This is a genomic window from Salinispora tropica CNB-440 (assembly GCF_000016425.1).
GTDB classification, from domain to species: domain Bacteria; phylum Actinomycetota; class Actinomycetes; order Mycobacteriales; family Micromonosporaceae; genus Micromonospora; species Micromonospora tropica.
The window spans coordinates 102,580-128,694 of the sequence record NC_009380.1 but is presented as its reverse complement, the minus strand read 5'-3'; the positions used below and the strand labels follow the sequence as shown (position 1 = coordinate 128,694).

General features: G+C 69.4%; 24 protein-coding genes. 11 read left to right on the top strand and 13 right to left on the bottom strand.

Translation table 11 applies throughout. The features are described 5' to 3' along the window. The first annotated feature begins 2 nt into the window (after positions 1 to 2). Both STROP_RS00590 and STROP_RS00585 read left to right on the top strand, forming a co-directional pair. Positions 3 to 1,208 (top strand): cation:proton antiporter, encoded by a 1,206-nt coding sequence (locus STROP_RS00590; RefSeq protein WP_011904041.1) that lies wholly within the window; start codon positions 3 to 5, stop codon positions 1,206 to 1,208. Between the two features lie 178 nt (positions 1,209 to 1,386). Further along, complete coding sequence (locus STROP_RS00585; RefSeq protein ID WP_011904040.1) at positions 1,387 to 1,818, top strand: hypothetical protein; 432 nt, start codon at positions 1,387 to 1,389, stop codon at positions 1,816 to 1,818. Between the two features lie 142 nt (positions 1,819 to 1,960). Here the strand turns inward: STROP_RS00585 and STROP_RS00580 are convergent, their stop codons facing one another. From STROP_RS00580 to dnaK, 5 genes are all read right to left on the bottom strand, one after another. Beyond that, positions 1,961 to 2,155, bottom strand: coding sequence for a hypothetical protein (locus tag STROP_RS00580; RefSeq protein ID WP_011904039.1), 195 nt, complete (start codon positions 2,153 to 2,155; stop codon positions 1,961 to 1,963). Positions 2,156 to 2,257: 102 nt separating this feature from the next. Then, positions 2,258 to 2,698, bottom strand: coding sequence for a heat shock protein transcriptional repressor HspR (locus STROP_RS00575; protein ID WP_011904038.1), 441 nt, complete (start codon positions 2,696 to 2,698; stop codon positions 2,258 to 2,260). Between the two features lie 43 nt (positions 2,699 to 2,741). Continuing rightward, a complete protein-coding gene (gene dnaJ / locus STROP_RS00570; RefSeq protein ID WP_011904037.1) occupies positions 2,742 to 3,914 on the bottom strand; it encodes a molecular chaperone DnaJ in 1,173 nt (390 codons plus the stop codon). Positions 3,915 to 3,995: 81 nt separating this feature from the next. Continuing rightward, complete coding sequence (gene grpE, locus STROP_RS00565; RefSeq protein ID WP_011904036.1) at positions 3,996 to 4,793, bottom strand: nucleotide exchange factor GrpE; 798 nt, start codon at positions 4,791 to 4,793, stop codon at positions 3,996 to 3,998. A 43-nt stretch (positions 4,794 to 4,836) separates the two neighbouring features. Continuing rightward, positions 4,837 to 6,678, bottom strand: a complete 1,842-nt coding sequence (dnaK, locus tag STROP_RS00560) for a molecular chaperone DnaK (RefSeq protein WP_011904035.1) — start codon at positions 6,676 to 6,678, stop codon at positions 4,837 to 4,839. A gap of 292 nt (positions 6,679 to 6,970) precedes the next feature. Here dnaK and STROP_RS00555 point away from each other — a divergent pair, with 292 nt between their 5' ends. Further along, entirely contained in the window at positions 6,971 to 8,191 is a 1,221-nt protein-coding gene (locus STROP_RS00555; protein WP_011904034.1) for a hypothetical protein, read from the top strand. Positions 8,192 to 8,332: 141 nt separating this feature from the next. Here the strand turns inward: STROP_RS00555 and STROP_RS00550 are convergent, their stop codons facing one another. Beyond that, on the bottom strand, positions 8,333 to 8,710 hold the full coding sequence (locus tag STROP_RS00550) for a DUF805 domain-containing protein (protein ID WP_011904033.1): 378 nt from the start codon (positions 8,708 to 8,710) through the stop codon (positions 8,333 to 8,335). A gap of 1,123 nt (positions 8,711 to 9,833) precedes the next feature. Between STROP_RS00550 and pdhA the strand changes: the two genes are divergently transcribed. The 5 genes from pdhA (at position 9,834) to STROP_RS00525 (ending at position 16,487) form a co-directional block, all read left to right on the top strand. Next, on the top strand, positions 9,834 to 11,009 hold the full coding sequence (pdhA, locus tag STROP_RS00540) for a pyruvate dehydrogenase (acetyl-transferring) E1 component subunit alpha (protein ID WP_011904031.1): 1,176 nt from the start codon (positions 9,834 to 9,836) through the stop codon (positions 11,007 to 11,009). Beyond that, complete coding sequence (locus STROP_RS00535; protein WP_011904030.1) at positions 11,009 to 11,998, top strand: alpha-ketoacid dehydrogenase subunit beta; 990 nt, start codon at positions 11,009 to 11,011, stop codon at positions 11,996 to 11,998. The genes pdhA and STROP_RS00535 overlap by 1 nt, the downstream gene beginning before the upstream one ends. Before the next feature lie 5 nt (positions 11,999 to 12,003). Further along, positions 12,004 to 13,467 carry a dihydrolipoamide acetyltransferase family protein gene (locus STROP_RS00530; RefSeq protein WP_011904029.1) on the top strand — a complete coding sequence of 488 codons (1,464 nt, stop codon included), beginning with the start codon at positions 12,004 to 12,006 and terminating at the stop codon, positions 13,465 to 13,467. Positions 13,468 to 13,695: 228 nt separating this feature from the next. Beyond that, complete coding sequence (locus tag STROP_RS24965) at positions 13,696 to 13,833, top strand: hypothetical protein (RefSeq protein WP_020678821.1); 138 nt, start codon at positions 13,696 to 13,698, stop codon at positions 13,831 to 13,833. Positions 13,834 to 14,195: 362 nt separating this feature from the next. Continuing rightward, positions 14,196 to 16,487 carry an LppU/SCO3897 family protein gene (locus tag STROP_RS00525; protein ID WP_028569338.1) on the top strand — a complete coding sequence of 764 codons (2,292 nt, stop codon included), beginning with the start codon at positions 14,196 to 14,198 and terminating at the stop codon, positions 16,485 to 16,487. A gap of 148 nt (positions 16,488 to 16,635) precedes the next feature. Here STROP_RS00525 and STROP_RS00520 read toward each other — a convergent pair whose 3' ends face one another. The 4 genes from STROP_RS00520 to STROP_RS00505 form a co-directional block, all read right to left on the bottom strand. Further along, a complete protein-coding gene (locus tag STROP_RS00520; RefSeq protein WP_011904027.1) occupies positions 16,636 to 17,580 on the bottom strand; it encodes a BsuBI/PstI family type II restriction endonuclease in 945 nt (314 codons plus the stop codon). Continuing rightward, complete coding sequence (locus STROP_RS00515) at positions 17,577 to 19,076, bottom strand: Eco57I restriction-modification methylase domain-containing protein (protein WP_011904026.1); 1,500 nt, start codon at positions 19,074 to 19,076, stop codon at positions 17,577 to 17,579. The genes STROP_RS00520 and STROP_RS00515 overlap by 4 nt, the downstream gene beginning before the upstream one ends. Before the next feature lie 137 nt (positions 19,077 to 19,213). After that, positions 19,214 to 19,405, bottom strand: coding sequence for a DUF397 domain-containing protein (locus STROP_RS00510; RefSeq protein WP_011904025.1), 192 nt, complete (start codon positions 19,403 to 19,405; stop codon positions 19,214 to 19,216). Further along, on the bottom strand, positions 19,396 to 20,163 hold the full coding sequence (locus STROP_RS00505) for a helix-turn-helix domain-containing protein (protein WP_011904024.1): 768 nt from the start codon (positions 20,161 to 20,163) through the stop codon (positions 19,396 to 19,398). The genes STROP_RS00510 and STROP_RS00505 overlap by 10 nt, the downstream gene beginning before the upstream one ends. Positions 20,164 to 20,569: 406 nt before the next feature. Here STROP_RS00505 and STROP_RS23375 point away from each other — a divergent pair, with 406 nt between their 5' ends. Then, the gene (locus STROP_RS23375; RefSeq protein ID WP_011904023.1) at positions 20,570 to 20,896 is read left to right on the top strand and encodes a hypothetical protein; all 327 of its coding nucleotides are present in this window, start codon (positions 20,570 to 20,572) and stop codon (positions 20,894 to 20,896) included. An 86-nt stretch (positions 20,897 to 20,982) separates the two neighbouring features. Further along, the gene (locus STROP_RS00500; protein WP_011904022.1) at positions 20,983 to 22,821 is read left to right on the top strand and encodes an NHL domain-containing thioredoxin family protein; all 1,839 of its coding nucleotides are present in this window, start codon (positions 20,983 to 20,985) and stop codon (positions 22,819 to 22,821) included. A 24-nt stretch (positions 22,822 to 22,845) separates the two neighbouring features. Here the strand turns inward: STROP_RS00500 and STROP_RS00495 are convergent, their stop codons facing one another. Genes STROP_RS00495 through STROP_RS00485 form a run of 3 tightly spaced genes read right to left on the bottom strand, consistent with a single transcriptional unit; the run spans position 22,846 to position 25,209 of the window. After that, positions 22,846 to 23,613 carry a LamB/YcsF family protein gene (locus tag STROP_RS00495; RefSeq protein WP_011904021.1) on the bottom strand — a complete coding sequence of 256 codons (768 nt, stop codon included), beginning with the start codon at positions 23,611 to 23,613 and terminating at the stop codon, positions 22,846 to 22,848. Further along, positions 23,597 to 24,517: a 5-oxoprolinase subunit C family protein gene (locus STROP_RS00490; RefSeq protein ID WP_026274693.1), complete on the bottom strand. Its 921-nt coding sequence runs from the start codon at positions 24,515 to 24,517 to the stop codon at positions 23,597 to 23,599. Before STROP_RS00490 ends, STROP_RS00495 begins: the two co-directional genes overlap by 17 nt. A 14-nt stretch (positions 24,518 to 24,531) precedes the next feature. Continuing rightward, complete coding sequence (locus tag STROP_RS00485; RefSeq protein ID WP_187151563.1) at positions 24,532 to 25,209, bottom strand: 5-oxoprolinase subunit B family protein; 678 nt, start codon at positions 25,207 to 25,209, stop codon at positions 24,532 to 24,534. A 150-nt stretch (positions 25,210 to 25,359) separates the two neighbouring features. Here STROP_RS00485 and trhA point away from each other — a divergent pair, with 150 nt between their 5' ends. Next, positions 25,360 to 26,037, top strand: a complete 678-nt coding sequence (trhA, locus tag STROP_RS00480; RefSeq protein ID WP_011904018.1) for a PAQR family membrane homeostasis protein TrhA — start codon at positions 25,360 to 25,362, stop codon at positions 26,035 to 26,037. The last annotated feature ends 78 nt before the right edge of the window (positions 26,038 to 26,115 follow it).

The window sequence follows — 26,115 nt, the reverse complement described above, 5'->3', positions numbered from 1 at the left end:
GGATGCACGACACGACCACACTGCTCATCGAAGTCGGGGCGCTGCTGTTCCTGCTCGGGCTACTCGGCCGGCTCAGCCGACGAATCGGACTCTCCCCCATCCCCCTCTACCTGTTGGCCGGGCTCCTCTTCGGGCACGGCGGAGTCTTTGGCTTCAAGGCCAGCGAGGAGTTCTTCGCGATCGGCGCCGAGATCGGCGTGATCCTCCTGCTGGTCATGCTCGGCCTGGAATACTCCGCCAGCGAGCTGGTCGGCAACCTCCGCGCCGCGGCACCGGCCGGGCTGATCGACGGGCTGCTCAACGCACTGCCCGGCGCCGCCTTCGCACTGCTGCTCGGCTGGGACTGGGTAGCTGCGATCGTGCTCGCCGGAATCACCTGGATCTCGTCCTCCGGCGTGGTCGCGAAGGTCCTCAGTGACCTGGGCCGGCTCGGCAACCGGGAGACCCCGGTGGTGTTGTCGGTGCTGGTCATCGAAGACCTGGCAATGGCCTTCTACCTGCCGCTGCTCACCGCCGTCCTGGCCGGGGCCGGGCTGGTCGCTGGCGGTGCCGCGCTCGCCGTCGCGGTCGCCACGGTGCTGATCGTGCTGGTGGCCGCGATCCGGTATGGCCGGACCATCTCGAACATCATGTCGGCCCGCGATCCGGAGGCGCTCCTCCTGGGCGTGCTCGGCCTGACCCTGCTGGTCGCCGGGGTGGCCGCAAAGCTCCAGGTCTCGGCCGCGGTTGGCGCGTTCCTGGTCGGCATCGCGATCTCCGGGCCGGTCGCGCACCACGCCACCGAACTCCTGACGCCACTGCGGGACCTGTTCGCCGCGGTGTTCTTCCTCTTCTTCGGGCTGGTCACCGACCCGCGCGACATCCCGCCGGTGCTGCTGCCGGCGCTCGCGCTGGCGGTGGTGACGATGGCCACGAAGACACTCACCGGGTACCTCGCCGCCCGACGGGCGGGCATCGCCGAGCCAGGTCGCTGGCGCACCGGGCTGACCCTGGTGCCGCGCGGAGAGTTCTCCATCGTCATCGCCGGGCTGGCGGTGGCGGCCGGAAGTGTCGATCCACAGCTGGCTGCGCTCGCCACGGCGTATGTGTTGATCACCGTGATCGTCGGGCCGACCCTCGCCCGGGTGCCCGACCTCGACTGGTTCAAGGGCTGGCTGCGGCAACGCGCCGCCAAACAGCAGGCCCACCCGATGCCCGTCGGGGACTGATCCGCCCGTCTCGGTGGCCTGCCCGCGCGGGCCACCGACGGGCCGGCCCGGCCTGTCGGGTACCGACTCCGCCCCGGCGAGGGCTACCGCCGCCGGCATGCTCGCGTTACCGTTGCCGCCCAACAGCGGGAGGGGGTACGCGGGGCCGTCGCCCACGTCCGGAGCGGAGGGTTGGCCGGTGAGCGCGCAGGATTCGACGTTCCACGGCTTCGCGAACCCGGTCGACCCGTCACCGGCAGAGCTTCGGGCCTGGGCCTACCATCCCGACTCGGTACCGCTGACCTCCATGCCGCAGGACTGGGACCTCCTGGTCTCTGGCAACAGGCTGGTAGCCACCCTCTTCGACCTGGCGATGGATCCGGCCTGCCCGGCCCGCCGCTTCGCGCTGCACTGCCTCTACATCTATGCCGCAGACGGGATCCGGACGACGTTTCGTGCCCACCCGAAGCGACGTTTCTGGAAGCTGGTGGAACGGGCCGAGCGGGATGGGGACGATCCGATGCGGGCGTGGGCGCACAACAGCCGGGTCCTGCTGGCCCAGCCGGACGTCTTCGTCTACCGCGACTGGTGCGAGGGGGGACTGGTCCGGGAGCACCGTCGCCTCCCCTGAGACCCACCCCGGCTCGCGGTCAGCCGAGACCCGGCGTGATGGCCGGCCGGGCGGGGAGTGGCGGCTACCGGGGCGTTGCCTGCTACTGGATGGGCCGGGACCCCCCGTGGGTCCCGGCCCGTCCATCGGCCGACCTGCTCGGTCAGCGACGCTGATGCTGGTTCGCGGGGTGCCCCTGGTCGGCGCCGGAGTCACCCGGATCCGCAAACCGTCCGTCCTTGATCTGGTCGCTGAACCTTCCCTCGGTGAGCTCGTCGAACCGCTTTCGGACCGCCTCGGCCACCTGCTCGAGGCGGTCCTCCGCCTGCTGGGCGAGACTCTTGGCTGATTCCGCCATAGCCCCCTGCCAGTGGAGTCCGTTTTGGGTGGATTTGGAGCTAATCCTGAGACTAGTCGACCCGCCCGCCTCTCGCGGCCAAACCCCGAACGCGGCGCCGGCTCACCGCTCCGGGTTCCGGCGGGGACGCCAGACCACCAACGCGGTGGAGGTACGGCTGGCAGGCATCAGGTCGCTGCCGGGGAAGCGGGCCACCGCCTCCAACTCGGCGATCCGGCGGTACGCGGCCTCCAGTTCCACCTCCAGCCGAGCCACCCGCTGCTCCGCCTGCTCCAGCAGCCGCTCCAACCCGATGATTCGTTTCACCCCAGCCAGGTTGATGCCGTCGTCCTGGCTGAGCCGCTGCACCTCACGGAGCAGCACCACGTCCCGGACGCTGTATCGACGACCGCCCCCGGTCGCACGACCGGGCTGCACCAGACCGAGCCGGTCGTACTGGCGCAGCGTCTGCGGGTGCATGCCCGCCATCCGGGCAGCCACCGAGATCATCAGTACCTTGGCCTCGTAGGCAGGGTCATCCGCACCGACGAAGTTGTCCGCCATCCCCGATCACCTCCGCGTGCACTCCACCGAGCCCGCCGCCCGGTCAGCTCCCCCGACGCACCCGCGCGTCGAGATGTTCCCGAGCAGCCGGCGGGGTCTGGGCGACAAACGTCTCCAACGCCGCCCGCGCCTCCTCCGACAGCTTCGCCGGGACCGTCACCTCAAGGGTGACCAGCAGATCACCGGCCCGCCCGGCGGTACGGACCACTCCCTTGCCCCGGGCCCGGAGGACACGTCCGCTCGGCGTACCCGGCGGCACCCGGAGGGTTACCGCGCCGTCGAAGGTGGGTACCCGCAGATCGGTGCCGAGTACCGCCTCAGCGAAGGTGATCGGCACCGTCAGCGTCAGGTCGTCTCCGGCTCGCCCGAACAGGTCGTCCGGACTGACCTTGACCTGAATGAACAGGTCACCGGCGGGCCCGCCCCGCGCCCCGGGCTCACCCCGACCGGCCAGCCGGATCCGCTGACCGTCGGCCACCCCGGCGGGGAACCGGACGTTCAACGTACGGTTCTTGGTGACGCCACCGGTGCCCTGACACTCCGGGCACTTCTCGTCCACCACAGTGCCAACGCCCTGGCAGTCGGAGCAGGGCTCGGAGAAGCTGAACGACCCCTGGTTACGGGTGGTCACGCCGGCACCGCGACAGGTCGGACAGGCACGCGGCTGCGTGCCGGGCTTCGCCCCGTCGCCGTGACAGGTGTCACACACCCCCGGCGTCCGCAACGTCAGCGGCAGGGTCACCCCGCGAATCGCGTCGCCGAAGTCGAGCGCGACCTCGGTCTCCACGTCCCGTCCCCGAGCCGGGCCACGCGATGCGGTCCCACCCCCACCCGGAAAGATCGAACCGAACAGGTCCTGAAACCCTGCTCCACTGAACCGCCGATCACCACCGGCCGCGCCACCGAACAGGTCGCCGACGTCGAACGGCGCCCCGCCGGACTGGCCCGCTCCGCGGGCGTTGCGCCGGAACGCGCCCGAGCCGAACAACGAACGCATCTCGTCGTACTCCCGGCGCTTCGCGTCATCGCCGAGCACCGTGTACGCCTCGGAGGCCGCCTTGAACCGCTCCTCGGCCTTTGCGTCGCCAGGGTTGCGATCCGGGTGCGACTCGCGCGCCAGCTGCCGATACGCCTTCTTGATCTCATCAGCAGAGGCGGCCTTGCCCACGCCAAGGGCGGCGTAGAAGTCCTTCTCGATCCAGTCCTTGGAACTCACCGGTCCGCCCCCTTCCCTCCAGTGATCGTCCCGCCCGCCCCAGTCGGGCGGGCGGGACGATCATGCCGTCGTGCCACCCATTCACTCCGGTTCGGCGACCCCGACCAGCGCCGGCCGCAGCAGCCGCTCCCCTACCAGGTAGCCCCGCCGCATGACCTGTACGCAGGTCGGCTCGGTGACCTCGGCCGAGGTCTGGTGCGTCACCGCCTCGTGCTGGGTCGGGTCAAACGGGTCGCCTTCGGCACCGAACGGGGTCAGCCCGAACTTGCCGAGCGCGGTGGTGAGCTGCTCCGCCACCGATCCGAACGGTCCCACCAGGTCACCGTGCTCACGGGCCCGGTCGAGGTCGTCGAGGATCGGCAGCAACGCGGCGAGCACCGAGCCGGTGGCCTGCTCGGTGACGAGCGCCCGGTCTCGATCGACCCGCTTGCGGTAGTTGGCGTACTCCGCGGTCACCCGCTGGAGGTCCCGAGTCCGCTCATCCAGATCGGCCCGCAACGCCTCCAGCTCTGCCCCGAGTGAGGTCGCTGTGGCGGCGTCAACCGGCTCGGCCGGCGCGTCCACCACCGGCGGGCTGACGGGTGACCCCTCGGTGGTCTCGGCCTGGATCTCGTCAACCACGACATCCGCCTCCTCGACCAGCCCTGCTGCCGGGACATCCGACCCGGCGTCGGCGGCGGCCGCGTCCGCGTCCGCCGCGTCCGAGCCGGAGTCCGAGCCCGTGCCAGCAGCATCCGAGCTGGCGCCGGCAGCATTGCTGATCTTGCGGTTGTCACGGATCACAACCCGCGGCTCCGCACCGGCCTCGCCGGCGGAGGCGGAGCCACCCGGCACCGACCCGGTGGCGTCCGGGTCGGTGGCTCGTGGCTTGTCCGTCATGCGGTTACCTCATCCTGTACGTGAAGTCCGTGTCCGAGAACGGTCACTTCTTGCCCTTGTCCTCATCCACAATCTCCGCGTCGACCACGTCGTCCGGGCCACCGGCCTGAGCGCCAGCCTGGTCGCCGGTCGCACCGGCCTGCTCACCCTGCTGCTGGGTGTAGAGCTGGGAGCCGGCCTGCTGGGAAACCTGGGCCAGCTGCGCGTGCGCAGACTTGATCTTCTCGATGTCCTGACCGCCGAGGGCACTGCGCAGCTCGCCGAGCGCCTCGTTGATCTGGTCCCGGGACTCGGTGGGCAGCTTGTCGCCGCTCTCGGCGAGGAACTTCTCGGTCTGCCACTGCAGCGCCTCGGCCACGTTGCGGGTCTCCGCCTCCTCACGCCGCTGCTTGTCCTCCTCGGCGTGCTCCTCGGCGTCCCGACGCATCCGCTCGATGTCCTCCTTCGGCAGCGAGGAGCCGGCGGTGACCGTCATCTTCTGTTCCTTGCCGGTGCCGGTGTCCTTCGCGTGGACGTTCACGATGCCGTTGGCGTCGATGTCGAAGGTGACCTCGATCTGCGGCATGCCGCGCGGCGCCGGCGGCAGGCCGGTCAGCTCGAAGGTGCCGAGCTTCTTGTTGTAGGCGGCGATCTCCCGCTCACCCTGGAAGACCTGGATCAACACGGACGGCTGGTTGTCGTCAGCCGTGGTGAAGACCTCGGAGCGCTTGGTCGGAATGGTGGTGTTGCGCTCGATCAGCTTGGTGAAGATGCCCCCCTTGGTCTCGATTCCGAGACTCAGCGGGGTCACGTCGAGCAGCAGGACATCCTTGACCTCGCCCTTGAGCACACCGGCCTGCAGGGCGGCGCCGACGGCGACGACCTCGTCCGGGTTCACGCCCTTGTTCGGGTCCCGGCCGGTGAGCTGCTTGACCAGCTCGGTCACGGCCGGCATCCGGGTCGAACCGCCGACCAGGATGACGTGTTCGACATCGCCGACCTTGATCCCGGCGTCCTTGACGGCCTGCTCGAACGGGCCCTTGCAACGGTCCAGCAGGTCCTGCGTCATCCGCTGGAACTCGGCGCGGGTGATCGTCACGTCAAGGTGCAGCGGACCGGCGGCACCAGCGGTGATGTACGGCAGGTTGATGTTGCTGGTGGCAGCGGCGGACAGCTCGATCTTGGCCTTCTCCGCCGCCTCCTTGAGGCGCTGCATCGCCATCTTGTCCTGGGCCAGGTCGATGCCGTGCTCACCGTTGAAGGTCTTGACCAGGTGGTCGATAATCCGCTGGTCCCAGTCGTCCCCGCCGAGGAGGTTGTCGCCGCTGGTCGACTTGACCTCGATGACGCCCTCGGCCAGTTCCAGCAGCGACACGTCGAAGGTGCCGCCGCCGAGGTCGAAGACCAGGACGGTCTGCTCCTTGGAGCCCTTGTCCAGCCCGTACGCCAGGGCGGCCGCGGTCGGCTCGTTGACGATCCGCAGCACGTTGAAGCCGGCGATCTCACCGGCCTCCTTGGTGGCCTGCCGCTGGCCGTCGTTGAAGTACGCCGGAACGGTGATCACCGCATCGGTGATCTGCTCACCCAGGTACGCCTCGGCGTCCCGCTTGAGCTTCATCAACGTACGGGCCGAGATCTCCTGTGGCGTGTACTTCTTGTCGTCGATGTCGACGAACCAGTCGGTGCCGATCTCCCGCTTGACCGACCGAATCGTCCGGTCCGGGTTGGTCACCGCCTGCCGCTTGGCGACCTCACCGACAAGCACCTCGCCGTTTCGGGCGAACGCGACGATCGACGGGGTCGTCCGCGAGCCCTCGGCGTTGGCGATCACGGTGGGCTCACCGCCCTCCAGGACGCTGACGCAGGAGTTCGTCGTGCCGAGGTCGATACCGACCGCACGTGCCATCTTCGCTTCCTCGCTTCGTTCGGTTGAGCAGGTGACGGGCGTCGCCGCAGTGCACCCAGCACAAGTTGAGTGGACTGGGCTCAATACTGCCACGCCGCCGACGATCGTCAAGTCGGGGTTGAGCGTACCCGGCGCAACCCACCCGCCGTCGCCGTACGGTTGCCGACCTTCACCCGGGCTCCACCACCTCGGCACGCCCGCCGCTCACCGTGTCGGGGAACCAGTCGGGGGTGGTGGGACGACCGACTACTTCCGGTGCCACCGCGGGTGGGTCGCAGCGTAGGGTCGGTGGATGGGAACTGCGCAGACCCCCTACGACGCGGTGCTTCACGCGGCCCGTGACGTGGCCGAGCTCGACAACGCACTGGACGCCGAGCGACTCGGCGCGGCGCTGCTGGGCAGTGTCTATGCGGTCGCCGAGACTCGACGGGACGACGCCGTACGCGCTTTCGTCAGCGACTTCCTCGCCGCCACCTCCCGCCGCCGGGCCGCGGCGGCCACCACCATCCGCTCGGTCTTCGCCGCCCTGGTGCCGGACGCGGCCGGTGCCGACCGGGTCCGGCCGGCCGCTGCCGCACCCGCCTGGTCGGGGCAGCTCGGCCGGGTCCACCTCACCGGCTGCTGGGCCTACGGGGACGTCTTCGGCGACCAGACCTCTTACCTGGCGACTTTCGCCTACGACGATCCGACAGGCGGTCCGGAACACGCCCTGGTGGCACTCGTGGACCACAACATCGGCATCACCAAGGACATCTTCGTTGGCGGCCCGCCGGCCCGGGTCCTCGACCAGATCCGCCAGATGTGCGCCGAGGACGAGCTGACCTGGTTCCGGGACGAGGCACCAGCTGCGATGCACACCGAGGTGAGTCGGCACCTGGCCATCACCGACGAGCTCAGCGAGTTGCCCGGAGAAGGATCGCTCGCCACCGACCGCGCCCTGGTCGGGGCCCGGCTCGCGCTACTGCCGACGAGCCGGGCGGCAGGGGACCAGCGGGCGGAGCCGCTCACCGCGGCGGAGCGGACAGACCTGGTCCGGCGGTTCCTCGCCGCGCCGGAGGCCACCCAGTTCGGGCTGGACTCCCTCGACGATGACCAGCTGGCTTCCCTGCACTTCTGCCTCGGGCTGCTACTGGATCACACCGCCACCTTCACCGACCCCGACCCGCTGCGGTGGAGCCCGACGGTCGCCGGGCTGTTCCTGCTGGACTGGGTGCACCGGCGGGCCGTACTGGACATGGACGACGCGGCGCTGCTACCCCGGGTTCTGCGGGGATGGGCGGCGTATGCGGGCCGTAAGCGGGGGCTGTCGGCAGCAGCGGCGGCCCGCGTTGATGCCGCGGTTGACGAGATGGTGCCGGAATTTGCCCGCCTTTACAGCACCGGCGAGCGACGCAGCCCCGCGACCGCGGCGGTCGCCCAGTTACTGGCGGACGGCGTCGACCCGGACGACCCGGCCGCACTCGACGCGTGGATCGAGGAAAACCGACACCATCTCACCGACGAAGGGTCCTGAAACGCAGGCCTTTTCGCGCTTTCCGAAAAGCCTGCCGCTGAGGGCTTTGATCTGGGGCAAAGCCCTCAGCGGCAGTGAGGGTTGGCGGACCTGCGATCAGGTGACCTGGCCATGTCGGCCCCGGCCAGCAGTCGAAGCGTCTCAGGCGACCAGACCGGAGGCGGCCGGGTCCTTCGGGTTGGGGCCGAAGCGGTTCGGGCCGGGCTTGCTGTCCTGCGTGAAGAAGATCAACAGGATAATCCCGCCGACAATCGGGATCAGCCCGAGCAGCATGAACCAGCCGGAACGGTTGGTGTCGTGCAGACGTCGCACGCTGACCGCGATAGTCGGCAGGAGAAGTGCCAGGGACACGATCAGGCCAATGAAGACGGCGGCTTCCGCCACACCGCTAAGGCACCCGAACACGATATTGACGATGGTTATGAAGAGGTAGAACCACCAGTATTCAGAGCGACGAGCCCGCCCACTGAAGCCAGCATACTGGGTAAGCACCGAACGAATGGCATCGACAAACAACACAATATCTCCAAGATCCATAGCGGGTGATCTCAACTTGGCTGGCTGATCCTGCCACAACCGCCACCACCCTGTGTAGCCGGAACGCCGAACCTATTCAGAATCACAACCCATGGACCGGAAAAGCACATTAAAACTAAGCCATCACGATTAATGTTATGAAATGCACCAATATTTTCTCAATCATCTATTAACAGAAGAGGTCAATCCAAAAGGAACAGATCTCTGATAGTCAGCTCCACGCCGGGGCAGGGCTCGACGCGCGCGGAGAAGAGGGCGTGAGGGAGGGAGAGGGTTCAGGGGAGGAAGGTGACACAGAGGCAGACGAGAGCGAAGGGGGCGGCGAGACCGCTGGCGCGGATGACGGCGGCGATGAATGGTCAGCCGACGGGGGCCTGGTGGCCGAGCCAGCACCGGCCGCGGCGAGCAGCGGCATGGAAGCGGTCCCGACGAGCAGCGCCACCGTCAACAGGTAGCCGCGGGAGGGACGCGCGCCGCCGGGGGCACGGTGAGCACCGACGACCCGCCGGTAGCCGGAAGCCGAGCGGTGCCGAGCCGCTGTCGCCCCCGGACCACAGCGTGATGACCGTCGGGGCGGTCCCGCCGCATCACCTGACTCCGGCACGCCACCCTCCTCGTCGTCCTCAGCCGACGGCAGTGACCTAACCGGGCAGCCGTGGCGCAAGCAGTACCTCCACCCTGACCCAGTAACATTGCGTAAGCCAAATAGCGCAGCGTGTCGACACGCCAATGCGCCGAAAGTGGTCTAAAACGTCCCGAGTTCGATGTTGCGCCACTACCGCCGACACTCCGGAATCCGAATAACGAAGCAGGCACCCGGCGGGACGCGGACGGGCCGGACTGTGGGCGTACTCACGTGTGATGCGAGTATTGACCACGACGGCAACGCAGCCGGAACCTCCGCGCACCCCGCAGGCGGTACGGCTGGGCGCCGGCGCTCCCGAACCGGATCCACTCCCCTGGATCCGGCTCACGCCGCGCGGCAACCCCCACCGGGGCTAGGCGTGGCCGCCAGGATCTTGTCCGGCAGCAGCCGGGCAGGCGCACGAGTTGCGCGTCGCCGGGTTACCCCCGGCGCTGACGCAGACACGACAGGGAGAGACGGATGGCAAAGGGCGACCCCGGGGTCAACACCCGCGGCCGGCGGGCCGTACCCCGATCCAGGAAGGGCGCGACCGGCGACCCCGAGCTGGTGCAGCTACTCACCCCCGAAGGTGAGCGCATCGAGAGTGTGACCGGGCCGGACGGCACCGAATACCGGGTCGACTTCACCGACGAGGAGTACCGCGGCTTCTATCGGGACCTGGTGCTGGTGCGAAAGCTGGACGCCGAGGCGACCGCCCTTCAGCGGCAGGGCGAGCTGGGCCTCTGGGCGAGCCTGCTCGGCCAGGAGGCGGCCCAGGTCGGTTCCGGCCGGGCACTGCGTACGCAGGACATGGCCTTCCCGACCTACCGGGAACACGGCGTCCTCTACTGCCGGGGTATCGACCCGATCATGCCGCTGGGCCTGTTCCGCGGAGTTGACCAGGGCGGCTGGGACCCGAACGAGTTCAAGTTCAACATGTACACGATCGTGATCGGGGCACAGGCCCTGCACGCGACCGGGTACGCCATGGGCATCACCATGGACGGCAAGACCGGCACCGACGAGGGCGAGGCGGTGATCGCCTACTTCGGCGACGGCGCCACCAGCCAGGGCGATGTCAACGAGGCGTTCGTGTGGGCCAGCGTCTTCAACGCGCCGATGGTCTTCTTCTGCCAGAACAACCAGTACGCCATCTCGGAGCCGCTGGAGCGCCAGACCCGCATCCCGCTCTACCGGCGGGCCGCCGGCTTCGGCTTCCCCGGCCTTCGGGTGGACGGCAACGACGTGCTGGCCACCTACGCGGTGACCCGGCACGCGCTGGACAACGCGCGGCACGGGCAGGGCCCGAGCCTGATCGAGGCGTACACCTATCGGATGGGGGCGCACACCACCTCCGACGACCCCACCCGGTACCGGATCGCCAGCGAGGTCGAGGCCTGGCAGGCCAAGGATCCGATCGCCCGGATGAAGACCTTCCTGGAGAAGCAGAAGATCGCCGACGACGGCTTCTTCGCCGAGGTGGACGAGCAGGCCAAGCGCGAGTCGGTGCACCTGCGCGAGCGGGTGCTGGAGATGCCGAACCCGGAGCCGAGCAGCATGTTCGACCACGTCTACCCCAACGGATCGCCCCTGGTCGACCAGCAGCGGGCGCAGTTCAACCAGTACCTGGAGTCGTTCGAGGGGAGCGCGCACTGATGGCCACGGAGACCCTCACCCTCGGCAAGGCCCTCAACGCCGGAATGCGCAAGGCCCTGGAGAGCGACCCGAAGGTCGTCATCATGGGCGAGGACGTCGGCAAGCTCGGCGGCGTCTTCCGGATCACCGACGGGCTCCAGAAGGACTTCGGTGACCAGCGGGTGATCGACACCCCGCTCGCCGAGTCGGGCATCATCGGCACCGCGATCGGCCTGGCCATCCGAGGCTACCGGCCGGTTTGCGAGATCCAGTTCGACGGCTTCGTCTACCCGGCGTACGACCAGATCGTGTCGCAGGTGGCAAAGATGCACTACCGCTCCCGCGGCAAGCTGAAAATCCCCATGGTGATCCGTATTCCGTTCGGTGGCGGCATCGGGGCGGTGGAGCACCACTCGGAGTCGCCGGAGGCGTACTTCTCCCACACCGCCGGGCTCAAGGTCGCCACCTGCGCCAACCCGCAGGACGCGTACGTGATGATCCAGCAGGCCATCGCGTCGGACGACCCGATTGTGTTCCTCGAACCCAAGCGCCGCTACTGGGAGAAGGGTCCGGTCGAGATCGACCAGCCGCTGCCGGAGGCCTACCCGCTGCAGGCCGCCCGGGTCGCGCGGCCGGGCACCGACGCGACCCTGATCGCGTACGGGCCGATGGTGCGCACCTGCCTGGACGCGGCGACCGCCGCCGCCGAGGACGGCCGCGAGCTGGAGGTCATCGACCTGCGCACGCTCGCCCCGCTGGACCTGGGTCTGGTGTACGAGTCGGTACGCCGCACCGGTCGGGCCGTCGTGGTGCACGAGGCGCCGTCGAACATCGGCCTCGGGGCCGAGGTCGCGGCCCGGATCACCGAGGAGTGCTTCTACTCCCTGGAATCTCCGGTGCTGCGGGTGACCGGCTTCGACATCCCCTACCCGGCCTCCCGGGTGGAGGAGGAGTACCTGCCCGACCTCGACCGGGTGCTCGACGCCGTCGACCGCACCTTCGGCTGGTGAGCGAGATGTCACGAGTCAAGGAATTCAACCTGCCCGACCTGGGCGAGGGCCTGACCGAGGGGGAGATCCTCAGCTGGCTCGTCAAGGTGGGCGACACCATCGAGCTGAACCAGCCCATCGTCGAGGTGGAGACCGCCAAGGCAGCGGTCGAGATCCCGGCGAAGTGGGCCGGCCGGGTGCAGTCGATCTTCCATGCGGAGGGCGCGACCGTCGAGGTCGGAACGCCGATCATCGCGATCGACACCGACCCGACCGCCGGCCCGCTGGCGACACCGGAGCCGACCGGCGGCACCGCGAAGGCCTCGTCGGCCGCCGCGTCCGCGGCGGTGGAGGCCCCCAGGGGCTCGACCGAGTCCGGCCAGAACGGCGATGCCACGTCCGGTGGGCGCACTCCGGTGCTGGTGGGCTACGGCCCGCGTACCACCGCCGCGAAGCGCCGCCCCCGGAAGGGGACCGCGCCGGCCGCTCCAGCCGCTCCAGCCCGGCCGACCCCCGTACCGGCCCAGCCGACCCCCGTACCGGTGGCCACCGGGCCTACCCCCGGTAGCGGGCGCAGTGGTCCGGCCGGCGGTACTCCGGTGCTGGCCAAGCCTCCGGTACGCAAACTCGCGAAGGATCTCGGGGTCGATCTGTCCACTGTGACCGGATCCGGTCCGCTCGGCTCGATCAGCCGGGAGGACGTACGGCAGGCGGCGAGCGCCACCCCGACGACGGCTGAACCGTTGGCGGCGGCCGTGCCGGTCGGTAGCACGACGGCGAACGTCGGTGCACATCGCGAGCAGCGGATCCCGGTCAAGGGAGTCCGGAAGCTGACCGCGGAGAACATGTCCCGCTCGGCGTTCACCGCGCCACACGTGACGGAGTTCCTGACCGTCGACATGACCCGGGCGATGAAGGCCCTGGACCGGCTCCGCCAGCGGCGGGAGTGGCGGGATGTCCGGGTCTCCCCGCTGCTGCTGGTCGCCAAGGCCGTGTTGTTGGCGGTCCGGCGCCACCCCATGGTGAACTCGACCTGGGCGGGCGATGAGATCGTCGTCAAGGACTACGTCAATCTCGGCATCGCGGCGGCGACCGAGCGCGGCCTGATCGTGCCGAACGTGAAGGACGCGGGGCGGCTCACCCTGCGGGAGCTGGCGGACTCGCTGACCGATCTCGTTCAGACCGCCAAGGCCGGGAAGACCTCACCGGGAGATATGTCCGGCGGCACGTTGACCATCACCAACGTTGGGGTCTTCGGTGTGGATACCGGTACGCCGATTCTGCCGCCGGGTGAGTCGGCGATCCTGGCCTTCGGCGCGGTCCGCAAGATGCCGTGGGTACATAAGGGCAAGGTCCGCCCTCGCCAGGTCACCACACTTGGCCTCTCGTTCGACCATCGGATCATCGACGGGGAGCTCGGCTCGCGGTTCCTGCGGGACATCGGCGACTTCCTCGCCGATCCGGAGGCGGCGCTGCTCGCCTGGACCTGACCGATAACGATCGGCTGATCCGCTGCGGCCGGTGTGCCGGGGTTGACGCCCCGGGACACCGGCCGTCGCCTCTTTGTAAGGCACCGTTAGTCAAATGGCCAACTCACCTTAGATCGTTCGGCTCGTGTCCCAGCTCACCTAAGAATCGTTGGCGATCTCGAGACTGGTTGCGCTTCAATTGGTGTCAGCAGGGGCTACCGACAACCGAATAGCCAGGAGTGAGACCCCATGAGCATGATCGATCGATTCCGCAGCCGTCGCGACGCCAGCCGCCGCGCCCGCGCCATCGAGAGCGCGCTGCGCTCCGCCAATTCACCGGCGGTCCGCGACGAGATCCTCACCATCGCGCAGCGTCAGATGTACTGACCCGCCCACGACTTTTCTCGCCTCCTCACCGAAGGCCCGCCGGCTCCGCCGGGCGGGCCTTCGGCATTCCGCGACGCGCACACGTCAATCGACGCCCGTACCGGGCTGACACCGGGATTTCGCCATCACCCGCCGCCCGGTACGGTGGTGTCCGGTCGTCGCTCGCCGATGCGGCAGGGCGGTTCCGGATCGAACCCAATCGAAACCGCCCGGCAACACGGAGTAGCGGTCCGATGCTCCCGAAACCTCGCTTCAGGAGGACCGGATACGGTGCGGAGAGCGGCCGGGGCGCGGTCCGACGGCGCCGGTTGCCGTGCCGCGCGCCGGCATCCGCGGCCGAAGCTGATGGAGGAGGCGCACGCATGACGTCCGAAGGCACGCACCACCCCGGCCAGCAGCCGGAAGAGGCGTCGCCGGGCGCTGGCGGACCGACGCCATACGGCGACCGGCCGGCGAAGCAGGACAACGGGTACGCCGCCGGGCAGCCGGATCTGGGCTGGGCGCCTCCGCCCCCCGCGCACCCGACCCCGGCCGGGCCTGCCTGGGCAACCGACGCACCCCCGGCCCCCGCCTGGGGCACCGCCCAACCGCCGGAGCCGAGCCCGGCACCCGCTTCGGCGGGATGGGCCCCGCCCCGGTCCACCGAACCGGCCTGGACGCAGCAGCAGCCGCCCCCGGTCGTCCGGGCCACGGCGCAGGTGCCCCAGCCGGCACCCAGCCAGCCCATGCCGGACGCCCCGGTGAGCGGCCGGCCCGAGCCGACATCTGAGTGGCACGCCGGAGCCGGCCAACCAGATCCGGCGCCGTCGGGCGGCTGGGCACCGGAGGCGGTCGCCTGGGCGCCCGGGAGTCCCGCTGTCGCCACGAGCAACGAGGGCGGCTGGCACCCCGGGGAGCCGTCGAGCCATGCCGGCACGGCTCCGCCCGGTGAACGTCCCGCGCAACCCTGGGTACCGACGCCACGCAGCGCGGGCGATGGGCTGAACATGCCCAGCGTCAAGCCGTGGGCGCCGGAAGAGGCCTGGGGTAACGCCGAACGATCGGCGGCTGCCGGGCAGGAGCCGGGGAGCCCCGGGGAGCCTCCGGTCTACCAGCCGACGCCGGGCCCCGGTATCTCTCCCGCCAATGCGGTCCCGCTCCCGCCGCAGGAGCAGCGGGTGCCCGGCGCCAGCCTGGCAGCCGGCGCACCGGTCGACTTCGCCGCGCCACCACCACCGGCCGCCGCTCCACCACCACCGGCCGCCGCTCCACCACCACCGGTCGACTTCGCCGCGCCACCACCACCGGCCGCCGCGCCACCGCCACCGGCCGCCGCTCCACCACCACCGGTCGACTTCGGCGCTCCACCGCTGGGTGCCCAGGAGCCCGCTCGCTTCGAACCCGGATACGGGGCAGACCAGCACGGATGGCCTCCACCGGCCGGGCCGGTGGAGGCCCCCGCGCCCCCGGCGGTGCCCGCGCCGCGTAGTTCCCCGGAATCCGCCGAACTGCCCGTACCCCCGGCGGTGTCCGGTGGCGTCTCGGCCAGCGCCGCGGTGCCGCTGGCCAGCCGGGTGACACCCCCGGCCGACCAGGCGCAGGTGCCTCCCACGCCAGCGCCACAGCCGCGCGTGTATGGCCGGCCCGCGCCCCCAGAGCCAGCGGAGCCCGAGGGCTACCAGGCCGACCCGCAGCGCTTCGGTCCGGAGGGGCCGCCGGAGCACGGCCGGGACACCGAGCTCGGCACCAACCGGGGCTTCGGCCCGGACAACGGCTTCAGCCCAGAAGGCGGCTTGCGCCCGGACGGCGGTGTGGTCCCGGAAAGCGGCTTCGGTGTGGACGGTGGCTTCGGTCGCGGCAACGAGGAGCGGCCCCCGAGCCCCACCGGCTACGCGCCCGTCGTACCGGCTCCCGCGGCACCCTTCCCGCCAAGCATCCCCACCTTCGCTGACGCCCCAGCCAGCGACCGACCGGTCAATGGCACCCGGCCACACCCCGGTGAGGAACGCCCCGCCGACCGGTTCGGCGAGCCGGCAACGGGCGCCGCCAACGTCAACAGCACCACCGCTTTCCCGCCGCAACCCGAGTCGGCGATCCCACCGCCGGCCCCGTCCTGGGATCAGGCGCAGCCCCCCACCCAGGCTTGGAACCAGGCGCAGCCCCCCACCCAGGCTTGGAACCAGGCGCAGCCCCCGGCCCCGTCCTGGGACCAGGCGCAGCCCCCCACACCATCCTGGGACCAGGCGCAGCCCTCCACACCATCCTGGGACCAGAACGGCCCGGCCGGTTCGGACCCGGAGCAGAACCGCTTCGACGCGTTCCAGCCGATCGCCGAGCCGGCGGCCGACGCGCCCATCCCGAAGGTCCGTAACGGCCGGGTGCTGGCCGCGGTGCTCGTCGCCGCCGTGCTGATCCTGGCCATACCGCTGGGCCTGCTCTTGCTGGCCGGCAAACTCAGCCGGGACGATGCGGCACCGGTCTTCGACCCAGCGGTCGGCAGCTGCGTCGAGCAAGCGGGGGAATCGGCCGTGGCGGTGGACTGCGGCGACGCTGAGGCGCACACGGTCGTGTCGAAGGTGAACACCAAAGAGGAGTGCACCGACACAACCCAGCCGACCGTGACACTCAGCGGCTCCGGCGGCAACCGAGTGCTCTGCCTCGAAAAGACCAACTGACCAGCCCGACACGATGGTGGGGCCACAGCCGAACCTGTGGCCCCACCATCGGTCGTTCTGGCGGAAACGACGGTCAGCAGCGACGCCAGCCAGCGGCACTGCCCGCCGCCGTGGTGCAACGAATGGCTCGGACCGAGCTGAACACGATCTAGCTATATGGACCGAGGAACCGTTCGCCGTTGAAGTGAATCAGGTGTGTCGGGTCTTCGGCGCACCATACTTCGGTCTCCCAGGCAATCCGGTGGAGATATTTACGCATCTCTCTACGATCCGGGAAGCAGGAGATGTACACCAGTCCGGGTGTTGCACCTTTGAAAAGTGCAGCTAGTTCACCATGCCGTTTGGCATCAACTGGACCGTGCGAGGAGGCAGCTTCCACGAGCACGATCCAGTCCTTGTCGGGAAGATATACGACAAGATCGGGCATCTTGCCGTGCTGATCGATGGATACGCCAAACTCGGCCAGCCGCTCGGCCTCGAAGAGGGCCCACTTGGCATCCGCGTCGCCCACGTAGAGTACTTCAGCACCAGGGGTGAACTGGGGGCAGAACTCCTCGACCACCTGCTTTATGAGCACGTTCTGCCCACCCGGGGACAAGGTGAACGGTTTCCCGCCGGGTAGGGTAACGGGGATGCGGTTTCTCGCACGCGCTGTCGCGTACTGAGCCTTTAGACCCGGCTTCCTCGTCAGATATTCGCTCAGCACAGAATCGAAGTCCGGAGTACCAAACGCCTTGACTACCGTGAGCGCCTCGCTCGTGACCTGATAGTTCCATTTTGGCGAATTCACCGGTCGGGTGGGTTGGTCAGGATTCTGCTGGATCAAGAACGCGTCGGCAAACTGATGGAGGGTAAAGCGCCTGATTGTCTCCCGCGTATTTGCGGCGTAGCTCCGCCCGTATTCGTCACGTATCCAATCCATGATTGCTCGAGTCCCTAGCATCGGATTGGCCGAATCCGCCCAAGTGTCATCACTCTTCAAATGCAGTAGGGCGAGAAGAGTCTGCGCTGAGCGTTCATTGGACCGCTCGGCGTCCATGCCGAGAGCAGTCAGAATCTGACTAGCCTCCTCGATCTTCCTGACAACGCTCACGCGACCACATCAATCTTGCTGATCACCTTTTCAACCGTCATGTCAATCTCCTCCTGCCCAGACAGTGGATGAGGTGACACAAGTCCCAGATGATGCAGCGACCCGGCATCCGGGAACCGCATGGTCCGGAGGTCCGTGGCATTAACCTGGGTGTGGCCAGAGAAGGAACGGAAAAACTTTTCCACGAGGGAAGAGTTGAGCCACATGGACAGACCGAAGGCGATCTCGCGGTCGAGACCCGTTCCGTTCAGGTGAAGAACATTCAGATGATTTTCGAAGGCAACAGGGCCAGGAGTCTGGTCCGGAGACCAGACCGCGGCAACAATACGGCGACGCTCCTCTTTGGCGGAGAACCGCTTGATGACGCAGTACCAGCCCTCCGGGAGGAGGAGCTTCGCATCTCTCTCGGAGGCCGGTCGGAACCACTGCGGCTTCCGGAGCTCCCTTGGCCAGGTCACCAGCCCCTGCCGCAGGTTGCCCGGGTATACCAACGGTGCGGCTTCGGTGACAGCCTGGTACAGCAGGCTGTCCCGCGAGCGGAAGTCGACCACACGACCCGTGGACGCGGTGATTCCAAGCGAGGCCAGGGTGTCCGGCAGCGACAGCATACGCTCAGCCACCTCCGTGTCCTCATCCTTGGAAGCAATCCGGATGAACTGGTGCGGGTCGGAGGCATGAACAACTTCGCTGTACCGCACCCTACGCTCAGTTGATTTATCCTCGTGTCCGTTACTCGCGGAGAGCAGCACCGTGTCACGGCCGCCTCCCCTGGTGCCGGAAAAAATCACGTTCTCCTGCAACACCCCAGTGTCGGCGAAAACGGTGGAGCGTGATTCGAATATATGCACTCGATCGAGCGAAATCTGGCGCAACAGGTAGGCCCGAAAGGCACCGAAGTACGGCCCGTTGCAGAACGAGCGCGGGGTAATGGCGACCAACTGACCATTCGGTCTCAGTGCCGCCGCCCCGAGCGCCAGGAACGCGGCGTACAGGTTCGGCGCGTCCACCTGAGTCTCGCGTACTGCGGCGCGGGCCGGCGCTGAGGCCGCCAGCTTCCCGTATGGAGGGTTCTGGATGACCAGGTCGAAACCACCGAGCCGCTCGTCCGGGCGTGTCCCGGTTGAGGCGGTGATGAAGTCATCAGTGACCAACTCGTAGGTCACACGGCCGGATCCTGCCGTCGCGCAGGCATCGAGAGTGTCCCGCAACTGCGGTAGAAGGGTCTCGTCACGCTCTACTGCCACCACGTGTACCGCGAGGTTGGACCGATCGTTGAGCACCCGAGCCACCAACGCGGCGGAAAGCATCCCGGAGCCAGCGCCAGGATCGAGGACTCGAATCTGACCCGCATCAGGGAGCTGTGGCATCGAGGCGAGGAGAACCGCAGCCCGCGCAGGTGTGAAGAACTGCCCTAGGGAGTCCTGGGACTTCGGGTCGAGGCCCGCCAGGGCTGTGGCCCGGTTTTGCTCAGCCCGGGTCAGGAGGTCGCTCGCCATGTTGCCATCCTGCCCGATTGTCAACCACCACTGGCACGGCGCACCTTCGGGGAGCGGACGGCTCTGGGGGGGGCGCACCCTGGTCACGAAGCGCCCGCCCCGGGTCGGGACGGGCGCGTTTCCGTGTCGGTGGTAGGTCAGTCGCGGCCCGGCAGCTGGGCGACGAACGCCCCCCACGATGCCGGCCCGAACACCAACACCGGGCCGGTCGGGTCTTTCGAATCCCGGACTCCCACCACGCCGGGAAGGTTGTCGGCAACCTCGACGCAATCGCCGCCGTTGCCGCTGCTGCGGCTGCTCGTGCGCCATCGTGCACCGGTCAAGTCCATGATTCAGCTACTTCCCTGAGAAGATCAACTGACTGCCAGTGGGACAGCGCCTCGCCGCGCACGTTCTCCCACGCCGCCAGTATCGCCGCTACGTCATTCGGGGTGCTAACCATCTCCCCCTCCAGCTGGCTGTCCAGGTAGACCGCCATCCGATGATCCGGGCCGGTCCCGATGACGAACGGTCCGTTCAGACCCGCGTAGGCGCCGACGGTCAAGGGAACGACGTGCATCCGGACGTGTGGGGCCTCGCAGGCTGCCAGCAGGGCGTGTGCCTGCTGGCGCATCGTCTCCCGGCCACCGACCGGGCGTCGGAGGGCGACCTCGTCGACCACGGCCACGAACTGCGGTGGGTCCTCCTTGGTGAGGATGGCCTGACGCGACAGTCGGGTGGCTAGCAGCCGGTCAACCTCGGTGCGTCCCCGCATTCCCCCACTGGACAGCACCGCACGTGCGTAGGCCTCGGTCTGCAACAAGCCCGGCAGCACAACGGACTGATAGGACCGAAGCGACGTCGCCTCCCGCTCGAATTCCTGCCACGGGCGGAACCACACCGGATTACGACGTCTCGAAGTGTCCGGCCATATGTCCTCCTTGTCCACGCCGAGAGCATCCGCCGCCGCCGTGCGATGCGCCGGGTGCGGAATATGATCCTTTACGAGCCACCGAGTCGTTGTTTTCCGGTCAACCCCAACCCGTTCGGCGAGCGTCTGAGCGGTGTGGCCAGCCTCGTTCATGGCCAGCCGAAGTGCCTCATTCATGGCCCCTCCGGAAGGCATTTCGGATGTCTTCGGACCATATGTCGATGGGCTTTTACTGTCCACTACCGAGAGCAAGACTGACTCCACGAAACGGCGTAAGCCGGTGGAGGGCCTGTCTCGCCGGAGGCGCTGTCGGACCGCCCCACCCGTGGGGGCGGTCCTCCACCGGCACCAAGGGAGATCCCATGCGAATCCGCTGGTTCAGTCGACGTCGGAGAAACACCGTGCCGCCCCACGGCAACACACCCCATCACACAAGCGCCCCGCACCGCACCCCAACACCGCACCCGAAGCGACCACCCAACCTGCCCGCGTGGATGACCCAACCAACCCTCGCCGACCCCCAACCCGGCCGCGTCGGCTGGCTCACCCCCGCCCAGCAGTGGCGCGCCAACGGAGGCCGCTGGTGAACCCCCACCACCTCCCCCAACCACGACTCGGCCCCCACCCCGAACACCCCCGCCACCGAGCAGGTAGCCAACCACCCCACACCCCACTACGACCCCTGTGGGCCTGCCGCGCCTGCGGCCACCCCTGGCCCTGCGCCGAAGCCCGCCTCCTCCTCAAAGCCGAATACGAAACCCGACAACCCAGCCTCTCCATCTACCTCGCCGGACTCCTCTACGAAGCCATGCACGACCTCTACCACCTCAACCCCCACGACGGACCACACCCCCGCGACCTGTTCGACCGATTCGTCGCCTGGGGACCATTCCGGCGCTCGGGCGGCTGAGCCCCGGTACGCAGCCACGTCGTTTCCCGCATCACGTTGGCCCGTCCCCCCGGGCACCGGCGTCGCCGCCGTGGGAGGGTTGACCTATGGCTACCGCGCCTCGCGTCCGAGCACCCGAGCTGAAGGGCCGTCGCTGGCTGAACACCGGCGGACGACACCTGGACCTGGCGGACCTTCGAGGCCGCATAACCGTCCTCGACTTCTGGACCTTCTGCTGCATCAACTGCCTGCACGTGCTCGACGAGCTACGTCCCATCGAGCAGAAGTACGCCGACGTCCTCGTGGTCATCGGCGTCCACTCGCCCAAGTTCGAACACGAGAAGGACCCGGACGCCCTGGCCGACGCCGTCGAGCGGTACGGCGTACACCACCCGGTGCTCGACGACCCCGAACTGAACATGTGGCAGCAGTACGCCGCCCGGGCCTGGCCGACCCTGGCCGTGATCGACCCCGAGGGGTACGTGGTGGCCACGATGGCCGGTGAGGGACATGCCGAGGGCCTGGTCCGGCTCGTGGACGACCTGATCGCCACCCACGAGGCCAAGGGCACCCTGCGCCGGGGTGACGGACCGTACGTGCCGCCGGCCGAGCCGGAGACCACGCTGCGTTTTCCCGGCAAGTCTGTCGTACTCGACAACGGGAACCTGCTGGTGTCGGACTCGGCCCGGCACTCCCTCGCGGAGCTGGCCCCCGACGGCGAGACGCTGCTCCGCCGGATCGGCACCGGCGCACGCGGCCGGGCCGACGGGACGGCCACAGCGGCCACCTTCGCCGAGCCGCAGGGGCTCTGCCTGCTACCGGCCCAGGTCTCCCGGCTGGTCGGCTACGACCTGGTCGTCGCCGACACCGTCAACCACCTGCTGCGCGGCGTACGCCTCGCCACCGGCGAGGTGGTCACCGTGGCCGGCACCGGCCGGCAGTGGCGTTCCACCGTGGATGACCACGCCCACGACGCCCTCTCGGTCGACCTCTCCTCCCCCTGGGACCTGGCCTGGTACGACGACCGCCTCGTGATCGCCATGGCCGGCATCCACCAGCTCTGGTGGTTCGACCCGGTGAAGCGCACCACCGGCATGTACGCGGGCAGCACCGTCGAGGCCCGCAAGGACGGGCCACTGGCCGAGGCGTGGCTGGCCCAGCCCTCCGGCCTGTCGGTCTCCGCCGACGGCAGCCGGCTCTGGGTGGCCGACAGCGAGACCAGCGCGGTCCGGTACGTCGAGAACGGCATCCTGACCACCGCGGTCGGGCAGGGGCTCTTCGAGTTCGGGCACGTTGACGGGCCGGCGGCGCAGGCGCTACTCCAGCATCCGCTGGGGGTGTGCGCGTTGCCGGACGGATCGGTGTTGATCGCCGACACGTACAACGGGGCGGTCCGCCGCTACGACCCGGAGTCGGACTCGGTGGGCACGGTCGCCGACGGGCTCGCCGAGCCGAGCGACCTGCTGCTCACCCCGGACGGCGGGGTGCTGGTCGTGGAGTCCGCCGCCCACCGGCTGACCCGGCTCGCGCCGGGCGCGCTCACCGCCGCCGGGGCCAGCACCGTCAACGGCCCGCGGCACCGCACCGAGCGGAAGCCGACCGAACTGCGAGCCGGCGCGGTGACCCTGGAGGTCATCTTCACCCCGGCACCCGGTCAGAAGCTCGACGACAGCTACGGCCCGTCCACCCGGCTGGTGGTCTCGGCGTCCCCGCCGGAGTTGCTCCTGTCCGGCGCGGGCACCAGCACCGAGCTGTCCCGCGAGCTGGTGATCAGCGATTCGGTCCCTGAAGGCGTGCTCCAGGTGACTGCCCAGGCGGCGACCTGTGACGCCGACGTGGCGCACGCCGCGTGCCACCTGACCCGGCAGGACTGGGGTGTGCCGATCTGGGTGGTCGACGATGCCGCCGACCGGCTCCCACTGGTGCTGCGCGGCATGGACGCCTGAACCGGCGCCGGTCCAGCGACGCTGTTACGCCCGCCCTCCACGTCCCGTGAACGGGGCGAGCGGAATTCCCGCGTCCACCAACACGGCACGAATCAGCTCGGCGCAGCGCACCGCACCGGGGGTGTCGCCGTGCAGGCAGATCGACTGGACCGGGCAGGGAATCACGGTGCCGTCGACCGCCACCACCGCCTGCTCGGTGGCCATCCGCAGGGCCTGCTGGGCCATCTGCTCCGGGTCGGCGACCAGCGCGTTCGGGGCGCCCCGGGGCACCAGCCTGCCGTTGGGCTGGTAGCCCCGGTCGGCGAAGCCCTCGCTGACGGCCCGAAGCCCGGCACCGTTCGCGAGCTGGGAGAGCACCGAGCCGGACGGGCAGAGCAGGGCGAGCTGGTCGTCGTACTCGGCGACTGCGGCGACCACCGCCGCCGCCTGGGATTCGTCGTAGGTGACGGCGTGGTAGAGCGCCCCGTGCGGCTTGAGGTACCGGACTCGGGTCCCGGCCACCCGGCAGAACCCGTCGAGGGCCCCGAGCTGGTAGATGACCTCGTCGCGCAGCTCGGCGAACTCATACGCGATGTGCCGGCGGCCGAAGCCGACCAGGTCCCGGTAGCTGACCTGCGCGCCCACCATGACTCCGCGCTCGGCGGCCCCGGCGCAGACCCGACGCATGGTGACGGCGTCGCCCGCATGGAAGCCACAGGCGACGTTGGCGGAGGTCACCAGGTCCAGCAGCGCCGCATCGTCGCCGAGCCGCCAGACGCCGAGGCCCTCACCGAGATCAGCGTTGAGATCCATAGAACCTCACCGTAGTCCCTGGCCGGGCCTGCGCAAGCGGGGTCACGTCAACCACCACCCCGACAACCGGGTATCCACCGGTGGTCGGATGGTCGGCGAGGAAGACCAGGGGTTGACCGTCCGCCGGCACCTGCACCGCACCGAGCACGAGGCCCTCGCTGGGCAGCTCCCCCGACACCGCCCGGGGCAGTGCCGCCCCGGACAGGCGAGCGCCGACGCGGTTGCTGACCGGAGTCAGGGTGTAGGCCGTACCAAGCAGCCGGTCTAGTGCGGGTGGCACGAACCAGTCATCGCGCGGGCCGAGGCGCAGCGCCAGCCGTACCTCGTCCGGAGCCGGCACGGTCGTGGTGACATCCACCGGGGCGGGTGGCCCGGCCGGGGCACCCACGGGGAGCCGGTCGCCGTCGTGCAGCGGGGGTGGACCGAGCCCGGAGAGGGTGTCCGTGGCCCGGCTGCCGAGTACCGGTTCGACGGCGATCCCGCCGGCGACGGCGAGCCAGGACCGCAGACCGGTGCGGGGCGGGCCAACCCACACCGCCGCGCCCGCCGGGACCGCGAGCGGCCGTCCCACGTCACCGGGACGGTCACCGACGTGGACGGGAGCATCCGCCCCGGTGACCGCGACGGTGGTGGCGCGGCGAAACCGCAGCTCGCACCCGGACAGGGTGATCTCCAGGCCAGCGGCGCTCTCCGGGTTGCCGACCAACCTGTTGGCCAGCCGGAGTGCGCCTGGGTCGAGGGCGCCGGAGCGCGGCACGCCGAGGTGCGCCCAGCCGGGCCGACCGAGATCCTGCACGGTGGTAAGGAGGCCGGCCCGCAGCACCTCGACCACACCGCCCACGCCGCCGCTGCCGGATTCGACCACGCTGGGTAACGTCGGCCCCACGGGCCGGCTGCCGGTCATGCGGGGACCATCGGTCATGCCGGGACCAGCCGCACCCGGGTGCCGGGCGTGAGCCGGGCAGGCGGGTCGGCGTGCACGTCGAACAGGGGTAGGTCGGTGTGACCGACCAGCAGCCAGCCACCGGGCGAGGCGGTCGGGTAGATCCCGGCGTACGGACCGGCCAGCGCGACAGAGCCGGCCGGGACCCGGGGGCGGGGTGTCGACAGCCGGGGCACAGCCAGCCCGGCCGGCAGCCCGGTCAGGTACGCGAAACCGGGCGCGAAGCCACAGAAGGCCACCCGGAACTCGGTGGCGATGAGCCGGCGTACGACGGTCGGTACGGCGACGTCCCAGTAGCCGGCGACGGTCGGCAGGTCCGTCCCGTCGTAGCGCACCGGAACCTCGACAGCGCCGGTGCCACCGCTGCCGGTGCTGGTGGCGGCGGCGCTGGTGGCGGCGGCGCTCGGCGGCGGGTTCCAGGCGCTGGTGGCGGCGGCGCTCGGCGGCGGGTTCCAGGCGCTGAGGAGTGCCGTGGTGTGGGCCGGGTCGGCGAGGCCGTCGAGCAGCACGGTGCCGGCCGCAGGGATGATCTCGACCGCGTCCAGGTCGCCCTCTTCCCGGCGTCGCCACAGCTCAGCTCGCCACGCCTCCACCTGGTCGGCGTCGGAGCAGTCGAGCAGCAGGGCGTGCGCCCCGACCGGCCGGATCCGCATCCCGCCATCCTTCCGGAACAAACCGGATGCCGGAACAGGCCGACTGCCGAACACACCCTCTGGTGCGGCTGGCCGCCCACCCGCGCGGCGTGAGTTCACGGGACCAGAGGCCCTACCGCCAAGTAACCTACGGCGTCGTAACCTGTTGGTGTGACCACCTCCGCGCCAAGCCGCCTCAAGCCGACCGACCTCGGCAAGCCGCGGATGCGCGGCTGGCTGCACACGTACGCGTTCTTCGTCGCCGTCGCCGGCGGGATCGTCCTCTGCTCCATCGCCGCTGCCCGGACCGGCTGGTCGCCGCTGGTCAGCACCCTGATCTACAGCCTGACCGTCTGCGGACTCTTCGGCACCAGCGGGCTCTACCACCGACGGGTGTGGTCAGAGCGGGGCTTCCAGGTCATGCGGCGGATGGACCACTCGATGATCTTCGTCTTCATCGCTGGTACGTACACGCCGTTCTGCGTCCTGCTGCTGGAGCCCCGACCGGCGACGATCATGCTCTCGCTGGTGTGGGGCGGCGCGCTCGGGGGCGTGGCGCTCAAGCTCATCTGGCCGCACGCCCCGCGCTGGGTCTCCGCGCCGCTCTACCTGGCGCTCGGTTGGGTTGCGGTGGCGATGCTGCCCGATATTCTCCACGCGGGCGGGGTGACCGCCCTGGTCCTGCTGATCGTCGGCGGCGCGATCTACAGCATCGGCGCGGTCAGCTACGCCCTCCGTCGGCCCAACCCGTGGCCCACCGTCTTCGGCCACCACGAGTTCTTCCACGCCTGCACCCTGGTGGCCGCGATCTGCCACCACATCGCGATCTACTTCGCCCTCTTCGCCTAGACGTTGCCAGATCGGTGTCACCGAGCAGTCGGAGCGGTTAACCCCCTTCCGGGGCGCACAGGGTCGACGCCGTCCGGT